This is a genomic window from Streptomyces sp. NPDC006335, assembly GCF_040612795.1.
In the GTDB taxonomy this organism is placed as follows: Bacteria; Actinomycetota; Actinomycetes; order Streptomycetales; family Streptomycetaceae; genus Streptomyces.
The window spans coordinates 1-16059 of the sequence record NZ_JBEXQX010000010.1 but is presented as its reverse complement, the minus strand read 5'-3'; the positions used below and the strand labels follow the sequence as shown (position 1 = coordinate 16059).

Genomic DNA, 16059 nt, shown 5'->3' with positions numbered 1-16059 from the left:
TGAATCGGCCACGTCACGACGGGAACGAGCCATGGAATCGAGGGTTCCTGTCCCCTATTGAGGGATCGTTTCACCCGTACGGAGTAAAACTGCTCAAGGCACAGGAAGGGGCCATCTTTCGCCCCCTACGGTCCACGGATGATGAGCAGCAGTCCGGAGACCTCGACCCGCACCACCGGCGCGCACCGGGCGCAACGGCAGGAGCGCGACCGCGGTGCCGCGCGCACGCTGGCACAGCGGCCGCCCGCGCGCTGTGAGCCGTACCTGGACGGCCTGTTCACCTACTGCATGTCCGTGCTGTGCGACCACGACGCGGCGACCGCCGCCCTCGCCGACGTCCTCGCGCTCGCCGAGCGGCGCGGCGGCCCGGACGCGGCCGGCGACCGCAGGGCCTGGCTGTACGCCCTGGCCCGCTGGGCCTGTCTGCGCAAGCTGGCCGAGGCCAAGCAGAAACGTCAGGCCACCCACGCCGCGGGCCGTCACGGCGCTTCCCAGCAGCCCGCCGAACCCCCGGTCGCCGAGGACGTACTGGAGGCGCGGCGCCGCGAACTCGCCCTGCTGGCCTGGCCGGAGGCGGCCGGTACGACCCCCGAGCAGCGTGAGGCCCTCGAACTCGCCGTGCGCCACCACCTCGCCGCCCACGAGGTCGCCGCCGTTCTCGGCATGGACCTCGCCGGCGCCCGCGAACTGCTCGCCTCCGCCGCCTGTGAGGTCGAGCGCACGCGCGCCGCCCTCGCCGTCGTCGAGACCGGCGACTGTCCGAGCGTGATGCGGCTCACCGGCGACAGCCAGTTCGTGCTCAGCTCCGCCCTGCGCCGCGAACTCGTGCGCCACGTCGACGACTGTCCGCGCTGCCGCCGCAGTGCCGAGCGCGCGATCCCCGGCCGCTGGCCCGGCGCCATGACCACGCCCGCCGAGCTGCCCGTGCTCGAGGCGCCCCGCGCGGCCCTGCACAAGGCGTCGGCGCATCCGCCACGCGCGCGTGGCGTCGCCGTGCCCCGCTTCGACCGGCGCGGCTTCCCGATGGACCCCAAGGACCGGGCCGCCCGCCGCGACCGACTCCGCGCGCGTGCCGTCACCACGACCGTCGTCGCCACCGTCGTCGCCGCCCCCGTGCTCGCCCTGTGGGCCGCCTACCGGGGCGGCCCCGGCGAGGGGGCCGACGGCCACTCCGCCAGCGCCAGCGAGGCGCACGGCCCCGACAGCCTGGACGGCGTGGCGGCGAGCGGCGGCTACCAGAACGCCGGCAACGCCAGCCCGAAACCCGGCACCCGTTTCACCAAGGACGGCCGGCCCGACGTCTCGGTGGAGGTCGTGAGCGTCGCCGGCCGGCAGGGCGCCGGACACCTGGAGGTCGGCGCCGGCAACGACGGCGACACCACGCTGGTCACCCTCACCGCGACCGGCGACGCCCCGGTCCGCTGGTCGGCCACCACGGGTGCCTCCTGGCTCTACCTGAGCCAGTCCTCGGGAACCCTGAAGCCCGGCGAGACGTTGACGATCAAGGTGTACGTCGATCATCTGCGTGAGCCGTCCGGCCCCTGGAGCGCGCGCGTGGCGATCGCACCGGCGGGCGCCGTCGTCACCATCGAGGGCTACGGCACCGCGCCCGCGCCGTCCACCCCCGGCGAGCCGACGACATCCCCGTCCAGCCCCAGCCCCACGGTCTCGACCCCCTCGTCTCCCACCCCGTCCGACCCGCCGAGCTCGTCCCCCTCCCCGACCCCGCCGGACCCCACCCCGTCCGACCCGGCGAGCCCGACCCCCTCACCGACGGACAGCGAGGACCCGAGCCCGTCCGCGTCGTAGCGAATGCGGGGGCGGGGCGGGCGGGGGCGGAGTCAAGGTGCGCGGCAGAGCCAGGGCGCGGCGGCAAAGCCGGGGTGCGCGCCGTCGGGGTGCCGCGACAACAGGCGGCCCCAGCCCCACGGGACCGCGCGTGCCCAGCTCCACGGGACCGCGCGTGCTCAGCCCCACGCACCCGCGCCTTCTCGTGCCCGTGACCAGCCCCCGCGCCGGCCGATCCCACCGCTCAGGTGGTCGGGTCCGCCGGATGCGGGGCCACCAGGGGCAGTTGGGAGGCCAGGCGCTGCTCACACAGCTCGACCAGGCGGTCGTAGCCCGCCTTGCCCATCAGCTCGATCAGTTCGGGGCGGTAGGAGACGTAGACCGGGTCGCCGGCGCCGTGTGCCGAGGTCGCCGACGTGCACCACCAGTGCAGGTCGTGGCCGCCCGGGCCCCAGCCGCGCCGGTCGTACTCACCGATGGACACCTGGAGGACGCGGGTGTCGTCGGGCCGGTCGATCCAGTCGTACGTGCGCCGCACCGGGAGCTGCCAGCAGACGTCCGGCTTGGTCTCCAGCGGCTCGCGGCCCTCCCGCAGCGCCAGGATGTGCAGCGAGCAGCCCTGGCCGCCCGGGAAGCCGGGCCGGTTCTGGAAGATGCACGAGCCTTCGAAGGGCCGGGTCTGGCGGTCGCCGTCCTCGTCCTCCGAGACCCAGCCGCCCCGCGTGCCCTCGGCATGGTGCTGCCAGATGTCCGGAGTCAGTCGCGCCACGTGCTCGGCGACCCGCTGCTCGTCGTCCTCGTCGGAGAAGTGGGCACCCAGAGTGCAGCACCCGTCGTCCGCCCGGCCGGCCCGGATGCCCTGGCAGCCGCTGCCGAAGATGCAGTTCCACCGAGAGGTCAGCCATGTCAGATCGCAGCGGAACACCTGCTCGTCGTCCGCCGGATCCGGGAACTCCACCCACGCGCGCGCGAAGTCGAGCCCCTTCTCGTCTGCCTTCAGGGCCGCCTTCATGGCCTTCCGCGACTGCTTCGGTGACTTCACCCGCGAAGGACCGTCGGCAGAAACGGCCGTTTTGTCGTCCTTCACCTTTTTCGTCTTTGGCACGCGTCCAGGGTAAGTCGCCCGAGGCCCCTCCGGAGACAGTCGAACGCCCTGCTGGCAGTAGCGTTCCCTACATGAGACTCGGTGTCCTCGACGTGGGATCGAACACGGTGCACCTGCTGGTGGTGGACGCGCACCCCGGCGCACGCCCCCTGCCCGCGCACTCGCACAAGGCGGAACTGCGCCTTGCCCAACTTCTCGACCAGGCCGGGGCGATAGGTCCCGAAGGCGTCGAGAAACTGGTCTCCGTCGTCAAGGACGCGCTCCAGGCCGCCGAGGACAAGGGCGTCGAGGACCTGCTGCCGTTCGCCACCTCCGCCGTCCGCGAGGCCAGCAACGCCGACGACGTCCTCGCGCGCGTGCGGGCCGAGACCGGCGTCGAGCTCCAGGTCCTCACCGGCGCCGAGGAGGCCCGTCTCACCTTCCTCGCCGCCCGCCGCTGGTTCGGCTGGTCGGCGGGCAAGCTCCTGGTCCTCGACATCGGCGGCGGCTCCCTGGAGATCGCCTACGGCATCGACGAGGAACCGGACGCGGCGGTCTCCCTGCCCCTGGGCGCGGGCCGCCTCACGGCCGGCTGGCTCCCCGGAGACCCCCCGGACCCGGAGGCCGTCCGGGCGCTGCGACGGCATGCGCGCGCCCAGATCGCCCGCACGGTCGGCGAGTTCGCCCGCTTCGGCGCTCCCGACCACGTGGTCGCCACCTCCAAGACCTTCAAGCAGCTCGCCCGCCTGGCCGGCGCGGCCCGCTCCGCCGAGGGTCTCTACGTCCAGCGCGAGCTCAAGCGCGAGTCCCTGGAGGCGTGGGTCCCGAGGCTGGCCGGCATGACGACGGAACAGCGGGCGGAGCTCCCGGGCGTCTCTGAGGGCAGGGCGAACCAGCTCCTGGCGGGAGCGCTGGTGGCCGAGGGCGCGATGGATCTTTTCGGAGTGGAAACGGTCGAGATCTGCCCATGGGCGCTGAGGGAGGGTGTGATCCTGCGCAGACTTGACCACATGGGTTCCACGCAGGGCCTCTAGGGGCGCGGGGAAATGTGCGAGCGACCACAGCGCACCCGCACCCGCCCAGTGGCAAGCACCACAACGGCCAGTAGGCGTCCCGTCCCACCCCGGCGGACGCCGTAGGCTGACGACCGTGGCAGAACCAGTCGTACGGATCCCGGATGCGAAGGTCGCCCTCTCGACGGCCTCCGTCTACCCGGAGTCGACGGCGACGGCCTTCGAGATCGCCGCGCGTCTCGGATACGACGGCGTCGAGGTCATGGTGTGGACCGATCCGGTCAGCCAGGACATCGAGGCCCTGCGCCGCCTCTCCGACTATCACGGGATCCCCATACTCGCCGTGCACGCTCCTTGCCTGCTCATCACGCAGCGGGTGTGGTCGACGGACCCCTGGGTCAAGCTCCAGCGGGCCCGTGCGGCCGCCGAGAAACTGGGGGCGAGCACGGTCGTCGTCCACCCGCCGTTCCGCTGGCAGCGCCAGTACGCCCGTGACTTCGTCAGCGGGATCTGGCGCATGGCGAACGAGACGGACGTACGGTTCGCCGTCGAGAACATGTACCCCTGGCGCTACCGCGACCGCGAGATGCTCGCCTACGCCCCCGACTGGGACGTCACCAAGGACGACTACCGGCACTTCACGATCGACCTCAGCCACGCGGCGACCTCCCGGTCCGACGCGATGCAGATGGTCGACCGGATGGGGGACCGTCTCGGCCACGTCCACCTCGCCGACGGCAAGGGCTCCGCGAAGGACGAGCACCTGGTGCCGGGGCGCGGCAACCAGCCCTGCGCCGAGCTCCTGGAAGGCCTCGCGCTGAGCGGCTTCGACGGCCATGTCGTCATCGAGGTCAACACCCGCCGCGCGATGTCCGGCGCCGAACGCGAGGCCGACCTCGCCGAAGCCCTGGCCTTCACCCGCCTCCACCTGGCCTCACCGGTCAAGGTGCCCCGCCGATGAGCGCGCGGGTGCCTCCGGGGGTGCGGGTGGCTTCGGCGGTGAGGGGCCGTGCGGGCGGGCGGGCGTCCGTGGCGAGGAACCATGAGTGACGTCACCGCGCGGAAGCGCGGCCGGCCCCGGCGTGCGGAATCGGACGCGGCCGGCACTCGTGACCGGATCCTTCTCGCGGCCCGGGAGGAGTTCTCCGAGCGGGGCTACGAGAAGACGTCCGTGCGGGGGATCGCCAAGGCCGCCGGGGTGGACTCCGCCCTGGTCCACCACTACTTCGGCACCAAGGAACAGGTCTTCGAGGCGGCCGTGGAGGTCGCCGCCGCGCCCGCCCTCAGCGCGCCCGACGCGCTCGCCGAGGGCCCGGTGGAGGACGTCGGAGAGCGCCTCACCCGCTTCATCTTCGGCGTCTGGGAGAACCCCGCGACCCGCATGCCGCTGCTGGCGATCGTCCGCTCCGCCGTGACCAACGAGACCGCTGCCGCCGTGTTCCGCCGACTCGTCGCCTCCCAGTTGCTGCGCCGCATCGCCGACCAGGTGGACCTGCCGGACGCGGAGCTGCGGGCGGAACTCGCGGCCGCCCAGCTCGTGGGGACGGCCATGCTGCGGTACGTGATCAAGGTGGAACCACTGGCGTCGACGGACGTCGAGCAGATCATCGCGCGGGTGGCCCCGGTGGTGCAGCACCATCTGACCGGGCCCTGACTCCGAGACGGGCGTCCCGCATTCCGGACACCTTGTCCCGCCCCCTGGATGACCGGCGTACGCTCAATAGCAGCCAGAACTGTCTGAAGGAGCGAGCGACGATGCCCGAGCTGAGGTCCCGCACAGTCACCCACGGCCGCAACATGGCGGGCGCCCGCGCCCTTATGCGCGCCTCCGGTGTACCCGGTGCGGACATCGGCCGCAAGCCGATCATCGCGGTCGCGAACTCCTTCACGGAGTTCGTGCCGGGCCACACCCACCTGCAGCCGGTCGGCCGGATCGTCTCCGAGGCGATCGTCGCGGCCGGCGGCATCCCGCGCGAGTTCAACACCATCGCCGTCGACGACGGCATCGCGATGGGCCACGGCGGGATGCTCTACAGCCTCCCCTCCCGCGACCTGATCGCGGACTCCGTCGAGTACATGGTCGAGGCCCACTGCGCCGACGCCCTGATCTGCATCTCCAACTGCGACAAGATCACCCCGGGCATGCTGAACGCCGCGCTGCGGCTCAACATCCCCACGGTCTTCGTCTCCGGCGGCCCGATGGAGTCCGGCCGCGCGACCCTCGTGGACGGCACGGTCCGCACCCTCGACCTGGTCGACGCGATGTCCGACGCGGTGAACGAGAAGATCTCCGACGAGGACATGCTCCGTATCGAGGAGAACGCCTGTCCGACCTGCGGCAGCTGTTCCGGCATGTTCACGGCCAACTCGATGAACTGCCTGACGGAGGCCATCGGCCTCTCGCTCCCCGGCAACGGCTCGGTCCTCGCCACGCACACGGCCCGCAAGCAGCTCTACGTCGACGCGGCCGAGACGGTCATGGACATCACCCGCCGCTACTACGAGCAGGACGACGAGACGGTCCTGCCGCGCAACGTCGCCACCTTCGCGGCGTTCGAGAACGCCATGGCCCTCGACATCGCCATGGGCGGCTCCACCAACACGATCCTGCACCTGCTGGCGGCGGCCCAGGAAGCGGGAGTCCCCTTCGGCCTGGCCGAGATCGACGCGGTCTCGCGCCGCGTCCCCTGCCTCGCGAAGGTCGCCCCGAACGTGGCGAAGAACCGCACGTACTACATGGAGGACGTGCACCGCGCGGGCGGCATCCCCGCCCTCCTCGGCGAACTGCACCGCGCGGGCCTGCTCAACGAGGACGTGCACTCGGTCCACAGCCCGTCCCTCGCGGACTGGCTCAAGACCTGGGACGTGCGTGGCGGCTCGCCCTCCCCGAAGGCCCTCGAACTGTGGCACGCGGCCCCCGGCTGCGTCCGCTCCGCCGAGGCCTTCTCCCAGTCGGAGCGCTGGGCGTCCCTGGACGAGGACGCCGCCGAGGGCTGCATCCGCAGCGTCGAGCACGCCTACTCCAAGGACGGCGGCCTGGCGGTCCTCAAGGGCAACCTGGCGGTCGACGGCTGTGTCGTGAAGACGGCCGGCGTCGACGAGTCGATCTGGACGTTCGAGGGCCCGGCGGTCGTCTGCGAGTCGCAGGAGGAGGCCGTCCAGAAGATCCTCACCCAGCAGGTCAAGGAGGGCGACGTCGTCGTCATCCGCTACGAGGGCCCCAAGGGCGGCCCCGGCATGCAGGAGATGCTCTACCCGACCTCGTACCTGAAGGGACGCGGCCTCGGCAAGGCCTGCGCCCTGATCACCGACGGCCGCTTCTCCGGCGGCACCTCCGGCCTGTCCATCGGTCACGCCTCCCCGGAGGCGGCGGCCGGCGGCACCATCGCCCTCGTCGAGGACGGCGACCGCATCCGCATCGACATCCCGGGCCGCACCATCGAGCTCCTGGTCGACGACGCGGAGCTCGCGCGCCGCGAGGCGGCTCTGGGTGGCGTGTACGCCCCGAAGAACCGCGAGCGCAAGGTGTCGGCCGCGCTGCGGGCCTACGCGGCGATGGCCACCAGCGCCGACAGGGGCGCGGTGCGGGACGTGTCGAAGTTGGGCTGATCCCGCTGCCTGAGCCCAGGGGCCGTCCTTTCGGGGCGGCCCTTTCGCGTGGCCCGCCGGATCACCAGGACGCGGGCCTGCGCGCGTCCATGGCGAACACGGTGCCGTCCGGAGCGGTGGCGTAGACGCGGTGGGCGGCGAGAACGGGCCTGGGCAGCGTGGCGACCACATCGCTCCCGTTGCCGCCGAGCCTCGTCGGTGTCTGCCCGACGAGGGTTCCCCGGTGCGCGTCCACGGCGAGCAGCCGCCCGTCGGACGCGGTGACGAAGACGTGGCCGCCGTCGGAGACCGGGACGGACCCGCGGCTGACGGACGTCTCCAGATGCCACAGCTGCCGGCCCGCGTCGAGGGCGACGGCCTCCAGCGATCCGCCCGTGGCCAGGACGTAGACGACGCCGTCGTGCACCGTGGCCTGGGCGCCCTGGCGGGGCACGGGCAGGGCCACCCTCCGGGTCGCCCCGGACCCGGGGGTGTAGCGGACGACGGCCTTGGCGTAGTCGTAGACCTGGTCGACGGAGAGGAAGAAGACGGATCCGTCCTCGGCGCCGATCGGTGTCAGGGCACCGTCGAGGCGCTTGTCCCAGCGCACCTCACCCGTGGCCGCGTCCACGGCGGTGACCCGAGTGCTCGACTCGTCGGCGGACGTGCTCGTCACGTACAACGACGGGTCGCCGGGGAACGTGGAGAACGACGGCGTGACATGGCCGGGTATCTCCTTGCTCCACTCGGTGTCGCCGGTCGCGCTGTCCACGCCGGTCACCGTCCCGTCCGCGTCGGCGACCAGCACCGTCCCGCCGGTCGACCACATGCCGTTGTACGTCGGCACCGCGCGCTGCCAACGCGCCCGGCCCGACGCGGGATCGAGCGCCTCCAGACGGGTGCCGTAGTCGGCCAACGGCTGTACGAGGCCACCGGACAGGGCGGGCGGGGCGCTCCAACGGTCGGTGTCGGCGGAGTGGCGCCACAGCAGGCCGCCGTCGGACGGGTCCAGGGCGTACACCGACCCCGAGCGGACGCAGAGGAGCTTGCCCGCCGCGTAGGAGCACCGGGGCGTGCCCTTGCCCCCGGAGTCGGGTCGCGCCGCCCACGCGCGGAACGCGCTGGCCTCGGCACTGGGTGAGCTGGTGCCCTTTGCCTCGGCCTGTCCCCCGCCGAGCAGTTCGACCGAGGCGAACACACCAGCCGCGACCAGGACGAGCGCGCCGCCGACGAACAGCGCGATCCGACCCGGACGCCGCTTGGGCCGCCGTACCGGCTCCGCGACCTCCCGCTCGGACTCCGGCACGTCACCCGTGCGCTGCGCCGGTATGAACGCCTGTGTGTCGTACGAAGCCGCGACCGACCGCAGTTCCCGCATCAACTCGTCCGGTGTGGGCCGCTCCTCGGGCTCCTTGGCGAGACACCGCACGATGAGCGGCGCGAGATTCGCCGGTACGCCGGTCAGGTCCGGCTCGTCGTGCACGACCTGGTAGGCGACGACATACGGACTGTCGGAGTCGAACGGTCCGCGCCCGGTGGCCGCGTGCACCATCACCGAGCCGAGCGCGAAGATGTCGGCCGCGGGACCCACCTCCCTCGGCCGCCGGAACTGCTCCGGCGCCATGAACGGCGGCGTCCCGATCAACTTCCCGGTCTCGGTGCGGAGTTCACTGTCCTTTGGCCGAGAAATGCCGAAGTCGATGACCTTGGGCCCGTCCTCGGCGAGCAGCACGTTGCTCGGCTTGAGGTCCCGGTGGACCACCCCGACCCGATGGATGTCCCGCAGCGCCTCCGCGAGCCCGGCCATCAGCCGGCGCAACTCGGCAGGCCCCAAGGGCCCGTTCCGCTTCACCTCGTCGGAGAGGGTGGGGCCCGGGATGAACAGCGTGGCCATCCACGGCCGTTCGGCATCGGGATCGGCGTCGACGACGGACGCCGTGAACGCCCCGCTCACCTTCCGCGCCGCCGCCACCTCCTGCCGGAAACGCCCCCTGAACTCGGGATCCTTGGCGAACTCCGTGTGGACCACCTTCACCGCGAGCTTCATCCCCGAGGTGCTGCGCGCGACGTGCACGACGCCCATCCCACCCGAACCGAGGCATGACTCCAGCCGGTAGTGACCGGCGTACTCGGGAAGTTCCGCTTCCGCGCCCGCTCCGGTGTTGCCCTGTGGCGCCATGGAACCACCCCCGTGCTGATCGTCCGCGCGCGCGACGCACGGAGCCTAGTCGATGACTCGTACGGGACAGAGGCGGCTTGCTAGTCTCCGCGTGCGAGTCGCGTACATGTGTTTCATGGCGTGATTCAGGGGAATCAACGGGACCCCATGGCAGTCATGGGGACCAACGGGGGAGGATTTGTCATGTCTGTCGAGCGCGTCGAAGAAGTCGAGAACAGCGAGAGCAAGACCGTCACGACGGCGGTCGCCGCGACCGCGGCCGTGCACTACTACGCGGTCGCACCCGGCTACCGCCTCAACGTCCGCCGCGGTCCCGGCACCCAGTACGGCATCGTCCGTGTCCTGCCCGAGGGCGCCCAGGTCGCGATCTACTGCCAGACTCCGGGGACGTCGGTGGCCGGTCCGTACGGCACGTCGAACATCTGGGACAACATCGCCAACGGCGAGTTCGTCTCGGACGCCTACGTCCTCACCGGCAGCGACGGCTACGTAGCCTCGCGCTGCGGCTGATCATCCAGGACACCAACAGCAGCAGCGGCCAGTACGTCGTGGCCGACCGCTGCTCCTGATCCCCGAAGGGAGCCCGCTCCCGTCCCGGAGCCATAATCGTCCCGTGAGCGACGAATCCGGCACCCAGGACATCCCCGCGGGCTCCCCAGAGGGCGGCCCCCGCCCCGAGCCGATCCGCTTCTTCGGCACCACCTGGGTGGACCACCGCAACGGCTACGCCCTCCGTCGCGCCGGCGCCGCCGCCGGCTCCCTGGCCGCCACCGTCGCCTCCTGCCTGATCCTCCGCTTCGCCTACGAGGGCCTCCAGATCGCCGACACCGGCAGCTTCGTGACCGTCCTCGTCATCGCGATGTTCGCGATCTGCAGCGCCCTGGCCTTCCGCAACACCTGGGACGGCTTCGGCAAGCGCCCCGACCCCGCCCGCCAGGCCTCCCTGCGCGGCCTCCTGGCCATCGGGTTCGTCGGGTCTCTCCTCGCCTACTTCTTCCGTACCCTCGCTGAGGCACCGGGCGAGAAGCTGCACCGGCAGGAGTACGAGGCCGCCCGGAGGGAGCACGAGAAGCGCGGCGCCCGCCGCACGGGAAACCCCGCGAAGAAGAAGCGCCGCCGCTGAGTCCCGCCGGGCACCCGACAGCCTCCGCCCTGTCCCGCTGCTCTCACCCAAAACTCACCGCCCCCGTCTCGGCGTCCGGCCACCATGGCCTCATGGCCGCCTCCTTCCACACCACCCGAGCCCACTCCTTCAACGCCGCCGCAGCCCAGTACGCCGCCAACCGCCCCTCCTACCCACCCGCCCTCTTCGACGCGATCGAGGAACTCTCCGCAATCCCGATCACCGGCGCCCGGATCGCCGACATCGGCGCCGGCACCGGTATAGCGACCGCGCTGCTGCACGCCCGGGGCGCCGAGGTCGTCGCGGTCGAACCCGGGGACGGCATGGCCGAGCAGTTCCGCCGCACCCACCCCGGTCTCCCGATCGTCAGGGGCGACGGCAACGACCTCCCCCTCCTCACGGACTCCGCCGATCTCCTCACCTACGCCCAGTCCTGGCACTGGACCGACCCGGCCCGCGCGGTCCCGGAAGCCTGCCGCGTCCTGCGACCGGGCGGTGCGCTGGCCCTGTGGTGGAACACCTACGCCCTCGACATCCCCTGGATCGCCGGCCAGGTCGACCGGATCGCCGAACACTTCAAGGAGTACGGAGCCCACCCGGCCGTCGAGGTGAACGGCAACGGAGCCCGCTCCGCCCTGGCCGACCCCAGCGGCCGCCTGGACTTCACGCACCGAGTGGTCCGCTGGAGCCGCCGGGTGCCCGTCGACACCCACCTCGCCAACATCGGCAGCCACTCGCTGTTCCTGGTCGCGGGTGAGGAACACGCGGGCGCCTTCCTCACCGACGAGCGCCGCATCCTGCTGGAGCGCTTCCCCGACGGCACCGTCGAGGAGACCTACGACGTCGAACTGCTCGTCGCCGTCAACGCCTGACCCCGCGCGGCGGCCCCCACCTCAAGGGCCGCCGCGCACGCGCATCCACATGCCCGAGCCCGCCGGCCAGGCTCCGTCCGCGTCCTCAGCCGCTCCCGGTCTCCCGGTCGTAGCGCGTCCGCGCCCCGTACGCAGCCGCGCTTGACGCCCCGGACTCTCGGGAGGATTATTCATCGCATGATGAATAAAGAGCCGGGGCCACCCCACGACAGCACCGACGAAGGACCCACCGCCCCCGCCGTCCACGCCGACGGCCTCACCGTCGTCCGAGGCCCCCGCACCGTCCTGCGCAACCTCGCCTTCGACGTCCCACGCGGCCAGATCACCGGCCTCCTCGGCCCCTCGGGCTGCGGCAAGTCCACCCTGATGCGCTCGATCGTCGGCACCCAGGCCAAGGTCACCGGCACCCTCCACGTCCTCGGCCGACCCGCCGGCCACCCCACCCTGCGCACCCGCATCGGCTACGTCACCCAAGCCCCCTCCGTCTACGACGACCTGACCGTCCGCCAGAACCTCGACTACTTCGCCGCGATCCTCGCCCCTGGCCGCACCGCCGCCGACCGCCGCCACTCCGACGTCACCCGAGCCATCGACGACGTCGACCTCGCCACCCACGCCGACTCCCTCGCGGGCAACCTCTCCGGCGGCCAACGCAGCCGCGTCTCCCTCGCCGTCGCCCTCCTCGGCACCCCCGAACTCCTCGTCCTCGACGAACCGACCGTCGGCCTCGACCCCGTCCTGCGCCGCGACCTCTGGCAGCTCTTCCACGACATCGCCGCCCGCCGCGGCGCCACCCTCCTCATCTCCTCCCACGTCATGGACGAGGCCGAGCGCTGCCACCGCCTCCTCCTGATGCGCGAGGGCGAAATCCTCGCCGACGACACCCCCGAAGCCCTCCGCACCCGCACCCACTCCGACACGGTCGAGGAGGCCTTCCTCCACCTGGTCGACCAGGCCGTCGAGGCAAGCCGCACCAAGGAGCACACGCGATGACCACCAGCACGCCCCGACTCACACCGGCCCCCACCAGCGCCCTCAGCCTCTCCCGCACCACCGCCACCGCGGCCCGAGTCCTGCGCCAGCTCCGCCACGACCCGCGCACCATCGCGATGATGATCCTGATCCCGTGCCTGATGCTGCTCCTGCTGCGCTACGTGTTCGACGGCAGCCCGCGCACCTTCGACAGCATCGGCGCCTCCCTCCTCGGGATCTTCCCGCTGATCACGATGTTCCTGGTCACCTCCATCGCCACCCTGCGCGAACGCACCTCCGGCACCCTCGAACGCCTCCTCGCCATGCCCCTCGGCAAAGGCGACCTCATCGCCGGCTACGCCCTCGCCTTCGGCACCCTCGCGATCATCCAGTCCGCCCTCGCCACCGGCCTCGCCGTCTGGTTCCTCGGCCTCGACGTCACCGGCAGCCCCTGGCTCCTGCTGCTGGTCGCCCTGCTCGACGCCCTGCTCGGCACCGCCCTCGGCCTGTTCGTCTCGGCCTTCGCGGCCTCCGAGTTCCAGGCCGTCCAGTTCATGCCGGCCGTGATCTTCCCCCAACTCCTCCTCTGCGGCCTGTTCACCCCCCGCGACAACATGCACCCCGTCCTGGAGACCATCTCCGACGTCCTGCCCATGTCCTACGCCGTCGACGGCATGAACGAGGTCCTCCGGCACACCGACATGACAGCGACCTTCGTCCGCGACGCACTGATCGTGGCGGGCTGCGCCCTGCTGGTCCTGGGACTGGGAGCGGCGACGCTGAGGCGGAGGACGGCCTAGAACTGCCCGAGGTCAGCCACCGACCCCATGTCCCGCCCACCGGACACCCACCCTGCATGCCCCACCCCGGTGCCAGACTGAACCGCATGAGCCAGAAAGTCGCAGTCCTCGGCACCGGCAAGATCGGCGAAGCCCTGCTCAGCGGAATGATCCGCGCCGGCTGGGCCCCGGCCGACCTCCTGGTCACCGCCCGCCGCCCCGAGCGAGCCGAAGAACTCCGCACCCGCTACGGAGTCACCCCGGTCAGCAACCCGGAAGCCGCCAAGACCGCCGACACCCTGATCCTCACGGTCAAACCGCAGGACATGGGCACCCTCCTCGACGAACTCGCCCCGCACGTCCCGGCCGACCGCCTGGTCATCAGCGGCGCCGCCGGCATCCCCACCTCCTTCTTCGAGGAGCGCCTGGCCGCAGGCACCCCCGTCGTCCGCGTCATGACCAACACACCCGCCCTGGTCGACGAGGCCATGTCCGTCATCTCCGCCGGCACCCACGCCACCGCCGACCACCTCGCCCACACCGAGGAGATCTTCGGCGCCGTCGGCAAGACGCTCCGCGTCCCCGAGTCCCAGCAGGACGCCTGCACCGCGCTCTCGGGCTCCGGACCGGCCTACTTCTTCTACCTGGTCGAAGCCATGACCGACGCCGGCATCCTGCTCGGCCTGCCCCGCGACAAGGCCCACGACCTGATCGTCCAGTCCGCGATCGGCGCCGCCACGATGCTCCGTGACAGCGGCGAACACCCGGTGAAGCTCCGCGAGAACGTCACGTCCCCCGCGGGCACCACCATCAACGCCATCCGCGAACTCGAGAACCACGGCGTCCGAGCCGCCCTCATCGCCGCCCTCGAAGCCGCCCGCGACCGCAGCCGCGCACTGGCCTCCGGCAAGAAGGACTGACACCGACCGGGGGCGGCCACCACACGAGCAAGGCCGCCCCCACGCAGACCAAGTCCCGCGGCTACCGGGCAGCGGCGTTCAGCACGGCACCACTGCCGATCACGCCGGTATTCGGGGCAGCCGTATCGGAAGCGGCCGGAAGCAACCCGATCGCGCGATAAGCGGCATCCACGGTCGGCCGCGCCATCGCCCGCGCCCTCTCCGCGCCATCCCGCAGCACCCCCTCCACATAGCCAGGATCCGCGCACAACTCCTTGTGCCTGTCCTGCACGGGCCTCAAGACCTCGACCACGGCCTCGGCGGTGTCCTTCTTCAAGGCGCCGTACGACTCATATACACCGCTCAGCTCCGATGGGTTCCCACCCGTGCACGACGCGAGGATCTCCAGCAGATTCGCCAGCCCAGGCCGGGCCTCCCTGTCGTACACGACGTCCCGCCCGCTGTCGGTCACGGCCCGCATGACCTTCTTCCGCACCACGTCCGGCTCGTCGAGCAGATAGACGATGCCCGGCCCGGAGTCGTCGGACTTCCCCATCTTCGACGTCGGCTCCTGAAGGTTCATGACCCGCGCACCCACCTTCGGCACGGTGGCCCGGGGCACCACGAACGTGTAGCCGTACCGCTGGTTGAACCGCACCGCCAGGTCCCGCGTCAGCTCCACATGCTGCGCCTGGTCGTCCCCGACCGGCACCTCGTCGGCCCCGTACGCCAGGATGTCCGCGGCCATCAGCACGGGATACGTCAGCAGCGACAGCCGCACGCTCCCGCCCCGCGTCCGCTCCCGGGCGGCCTTCTCCTTGTACTGGATCATCCGCCGCATCTCGCCGTCCGTGGCCACGCACTCCAGCACGTACGACAGCCGCGCGTGTTCGTCCACATGACTCTGGACGAACACGGTGCACAGCTCCGGATCCAGCCCCGAAGCGAGCAACAGCGTCGCCGCCTGCCGACTCAGCCGACGCACCCGCGCCGGATCATGGTCGACGGTCAGGGCGTGCAGGTCGACGATGCAGAACAGCGACTCGGCCTGATGCTGGTCGACCGTGGCCCACTGCCGCATGGCTCCCAGGTAGTTCCCCAGCGTCAGATGCCCCGTCGGCTTGACCCCGCTGAAGACCCGCGTCATCTCTCCACCTCCTGGTCGAGACCGCCGTCCCCGGCCGGCCGACCCTCAGAAGCTCTGGAGGGAGATACGCGAACGGCCGCCGAGGCGGCGGCCGTTGAGTGCATACGTGCCCACGGCCGCCGTCAGGCGGCCCACCACTGCTGGGTGCACGTACGCGTTGTCATGCCGGCCAGCCTACGCCTCCAAGGGGCCGTCCGGACCTGAGTTGACACTCCCCAGCCCGGTACGTAGTGTTCTCCGAGTTGTCCGACGTGAGCGCCGACCCCGGTCGGTCCCCGGACAGCCATTCCGCAGGTACCAGCCAACAAACGATGACAGTCGCTTCTGTCTGCCGTCGCTGTATTGGTGTGCGTATTCGCGAAATGAGGAATCCGCGTTCGAAAGGACGACGGCCCCCGATTAGCTCGGGAGCCGGGAATCCGCTAAAGTCTCACTCGTCGGAACGGCCCAACAGCCGGGAAGGCAAGCCCCCTCTGACTGGGAATCAGGCCCGAAAGGATCTGATAGAGTCGGAACCGCTGGAAAGGGAAACGCGGAAGCGGGAACCTGGAAAGCACCGAGGAAATCGGAACCGGAAACGGTCTGATAGAGTCGGAAACGCAAGACCGAAGGGAA

Annotated in this window: 14 protein-coding genes; 11 read left to right on the top strand and 3 right to left on the bottom strand. The window is 71.3% G+C overall.

What is annotated here, in order from left to right; all coding sequences use genetic code 11:
- Positions 1-138: 138 nt before the first annotated feature.
- A complete protein-coding gene (locus ABZ098_RS26280) occupies positions 139-1809 on the top strand; it encodes a hypothetical protein (RefSeq protein ID WP_356595096.1) in 1671 nt (556 codons plus the stop codon).
- Between the two features lie 223 nt (positions 1810-2032).
- On the opposite strand, the gene ABZ098_RS26275 is transcribed toward ABZ098_RS26280, so the two are convergent.
- Positions 2033-2893, bottom strand: coding sequence for a hypothetical protein (locus ABZ098_RS26275; RefSeq protein WP_356595094.1), 861 nt, complete (start codon positions 2891-2893; stop codon positions 2033-2035).
- A gap of 71 nt (positions 2894-2964) precedes the next feature.
- Between ABZ098_RS26275 and ABZ098_RS26270 the strand changes: the two genes are divergently transcribed.
- The 4 genes from ABZ098_RS26270 to ilvD all read left to right on the top strand — a co-directional run bounded on the left by ABZ098_RS26270 (position 2965) and on the right by ilvD (position 7494).
- Complete coding sequence (locus tag ABZ098_RS26270; protein WP_356595092.1) at positions 2965-3906, top strand: Ppx/GppA phosphatase family protein; 942 nt, start codon at positions 2965-2967, stop codon at positions 3904-3906.
- Positions 3907-4021: 115 nt separating this feature from the next.
- Positions 4022-4846 carry a sugar phosphate isomerase/epimerase gene (locus ABZ098_RS26265; protein ID WP_356595090.1) on the top strand — a complete coding sequence of 275 codons (825 nt, stop codon included), beginning with the start codon at positions 4022-4024 and terminating at the stop codon, positions 4844-4846.
- Between the two features lie 81 nt (positions 4847-4927).
- A complete protein-coding gene (locus ABZ098_RS26260; protein ID WP_356595088.1) occupies positions 4928-5539 on the top strand; it encodes a TetR family transcriptional regulator in 612 nt (203 codons plus the stop codon).
- Positions 5540-5640: 101 nt separating this feature from the next.
- Positions 5641-7494, top strand: coding sequence for a dihydroxy-acid dehydratase (ilvD, locus tag ABZ098_RS26255; protein ID WP_356595086.1), 1854 nt, complete (start codon positions 5641-5643; stop codon positions 7492-7494).
- 61 nt (positions 7495-7555) lie between these two features.
- Here the strand turns inward: ilvD and ABZ098_RS26250 are convergent, their stop codons facing one another.
- Positions 7556-9652 carry a serine/threonine-protein kinase gene (locus ABZ098_RS26250; protein WP_356595084.1) on the bottom strand — a complete coding sequence of 699 codons (2097 nt, stop codon included), beginning with the start codon at positions 9650-9652 and terminating at the stop codon, positions 7556-7558.
- A 183-nt stretch (positions 9653-9835) separates the two neighbouring features.
- Here ABZ098_RS26250 and ABZ098_RS26245 point away from each other — a divergent pair, with 183 nt between their 5' ends.
- From ABZ098_RS26245 to proC, 6 genes are all read left to right on the top strand, one after another.
- Positions 9836-10162, top strand: coding sequence for an SH3 domain-containing protein (locus ABZ098_RS26245; RefSeq protein WP_356595082.1), 327 nt, complete (start codon positions 9836-9838; stop codon positions 10160-10162).
- Between the two features lie 103 nt (positions 10163-10265).
- A complete protein-coding gene (locus tag ABZ098_RS26240) occupies positions 10266-10775 on the top strand; it encodes an EamA/RhaT family transporter (RefSeq protein WP_356595080.1) in 510 nt (169 codons plus the stop codon).
- Between the two features lie 92 nt (positions 10776-10867).
- Positions 10868-11647 (top strand): class I SAM-dependent methyltransferase, encoded by a 780-nt coding sequence (locus tag ABZ098_RS26235; RefSeq protein ID WP_356595078.1) that lies wholly within the window; start codon positions 10868-10870, stop codon positions 11645-11647.
- Between the two features lie 177 nt (positions 11648-11824).
- On the top strand, positions 11825-12640 hold the full coding sequence (locus ABZ098_RS26230) for an ABC transporter ATP-binding protein (protein ID WP_356595076.1): 816 nt from the start codon (positions 11825-11827) through the stop codon (positions 12638-12640).
- A complete protein-coding gene (locus ABZ098_RS26225; RefSeq protein WP_356595074.1) occupies positions 12637-13419 on the top strand; it encodes an ABC transporter permease in 783 nt (260 codons plus the stop codon). The genes ABZ098_RS26230 and ABZ098_RS26225 overlap by 4 nt, the downstream gene beginning before the upstream one ends.
- An 86-nt stretch (positions 13420-13505) precedes the next feature.
- Entirely contained in the window at positions 13506-14318 is an 813-nt protein-coding gene (proC, locus tag ABZ098_RS26220; protein ID WP_356595072.1) for a pyrroline-5-carboxylate reductase, read from the top strand.
- A gap of 61 nt (positions 14319-14379) precedes the next feature.
- On the opposite strand, the gene trpS is transcribed toward proC, so the two are convergent.
- Positions 14380-15444 (bottom strand): tryptophan--tRNA ligase, encoded by a 1065-nt coding sequence (gene trpS, locus ABZ098_RS26215; RefSeq protein WP_356595070.1) that lies wholly within the window; start codon positions 15442-15444, stop codon positions 14380-14382.
- Positions 15445-16059: the final 615 nt, after the last annotated feature.

Excerpts from the sequence above, each read along its gene's own strand:
- ABZ098_RS26250 (WP_356595084.1), bottom strand. The coding sequence starts at position 9,652 with ATGGCGCCACAGGGCAACACCGGAGCGGGCGCGGAAGCGGAACTTCCC.
- ABZ098_RS26245 (WP_356595082.1), top strand. The coding sequence starts at position 9,836 with ATGTCTGTCGAGCGCGTCGAAGAAGTCGAGAACAGCGAGAGCAAGACC.
- ABZ098_RS26235 (WP_356595078.1), top strand. The coding sequence starts at position 10,868 with ATGGCCGCCTCCTTCCACACCACCCGAGCCCACTCCTTCAACGCCGCC.
- ilvD (WP_356595086.1), top strand. The coding sequence starts at position 5,641 with ATGCCCGAGCTGAGGTCCCGCACAGTCACCCACGGCCGCAACATGGCG.
- ABZ098_RS26280 (WP_356595096.1), top strand. The coding sequence starts at position 139 with ATGATGAGCAGCAGTCCGGAGACCTCGACCCGCACCACCGGCGCGCAC.
- ABZ098_RS26225 (WP_356595074.1), top strand. The coding sequence starts at position 12,637 with ATGACCACCAGCACGCCCCGACTCACACCGGCCCCCACCAGCGCCCTC.
- ABZ098_RS26270 (WP_356595092.1), top strand. The coding sequence starts at position 2,965 with ATGAGACTCGGTGTCCTCGACGTGGGATCGAACACGGTGCACCTGCTG.
- ABZ098_RS26260 (WP_356595088.1), top strand. The coding sequence starts at position 4,928 with ATGAGTGACGTCACCGCGCGGAAGCGCGGCCGGCCCCGGCGTGCGGAA.
- trpS (WP_356595070.1), bottom strand. The coding sequence starts at position 15,444 with ATGACGCGGGTCTTCAGCGGGGTCAAGCCGACGGGGCATCTGACGCTG.
- proC (WP_356595072.1), top strand. The coding sequence starts at position 13,506 with ATGAGCCAGAAAGTCGCAGTCCTCGGCACCGGCAAGATCGGCGAAGCC.
- ABZ098_RS26230 (WP_356595076.1), top strand. The coding sequence starts at position 11,825 with ATGATGAATAAAGAGCCGGGGCCACCCCACGACAGCACCGACGAAGGA.